General features: G+C 44.0%; 1 protein-coding gene. It reads left to right on the top strand.

Going from position 1 to position 1405, the window contains the following annotated elements; all coding sequences use genetic code 11:
* Positions 1-1405, top strand: a 1405-nt coding sequence (locus ACS8FD_RS14520) for a M3 family metallopeptidase (RefSeq protein ID WP_439276378.1), incomplete at both ends; no start/stop codon positions are given.

Genomic DNA, 1405 nt, shown 5'->3' with positions numbered 1-1405 from the left:
ATGCAACCGACCCTGTCGACTTACAGGTAAAAGTCACGGATGCGATTCAACAAGGTAATGACTTTTTAGATAACATTGCAGCATCTACAGATAAAGACTCTAACGATATAAGTGCTAAACAAGCATTGACTGATGTCATGATGTTTGACCATATCAACTTAGCATTGGATCGGAGCTGGGGCGTTTTATCGCACCTTAATAGTGTGATGAGTAACGACAAGATTCGTCATATTCATCATGAGCTATTACCTAAACTCTCCGCCTACGGTACTCGCGTTGGTCAACATCAACCATTATTTAGCCGTTATCAGGCCATCGCTAACGATAAAGAGTTTTTTGCAACGCTTGATCCTGCTCGTGCACGCGCTATTGCACTTGCTCTGCAAAGCTTTGAGTTATCGGGTGTGGCGCTACCTAAAGACAAGCAAGATGAGTTTGCTGACATTCAAAGTAAATTATCTACCTTATCGGCAACTTTTTCTGACCATATTTTGGATGCCACCCAAGCCTTTGCATTGCCTTTACAACAAGAGCAATTAGCAGGCTTAACGGAAAATGGCTTGGCTTTACTTGCAGATGCCGGTGAGCAGCACAAAGCCCGTGAACTTGCCAGCGGTACGCTCACGCAAGCTGATATTGATGCGTTACCAACACCCTACTATGTCGCGACTTTGAATATTCCCGTATATCTTGCAGTCATGACCCATGCGGACAATCGCGAACTGCTTGAGACTTTGTATCGCGCTTATGTGACTCGAGCCTCTGAATATGACACTCATACCAATGCTAAAGGCGAGTCACTAAATAACGCTGATATCATGAGCCAAATTCTACAACTGCGTGAACAAAAAGCTCAGCTACTAGGCTTTGATAACTATGCTGAAGTTTCTTTATCGACTAAGATGGCGGAAAGCGTTGCAGAAGTTGAAACTTTTTTACGGAATTTGGCTACCAAGGCTAAGCCTACCGCTGAGCAAGACTTGGCCCAGCTGCAAGAATGTGCCCGTGACTATGACATCGCTAAGCTACAACCATGGGATAGCGCCTATATTGCTGAAAAGGTAAAACAAAATAAATTTAGTTTATCGCAAGAAGAGATTCGTCCGTACTTCCCCTTACCGAAAGTTATTGATGGTCTCTTTGCTATCGTTGAGCGCTTATACGGCATCAAAGTACAAGAACAAAATAGTGCGAATGATTCTACTAAAGCTGACAGCAACGCAGTTTCGCGCTGGCATGATGACGTACGCTTTTATCAATTATTCGATGCCGATAACAACTTACTTGGCGGCTTTTACTTTGATTTATTTGCGCGTAGTGGTAAGCGCGGCGGGGCCTGGATGAGTGGTTTTCAATCGCGCTACAGTAATGATGAGCAAGCATATCAGCAGCTACCAGTTTGCTT

This window comes from Psychrobacter sp. 1U2 (genome assembly GCF_051847575.1).
The sequence above is the reverse complement of the archived record's forward strand: the minus strand, read 5'-3'. Positions and strand labels throughout refer to the sequence as shown.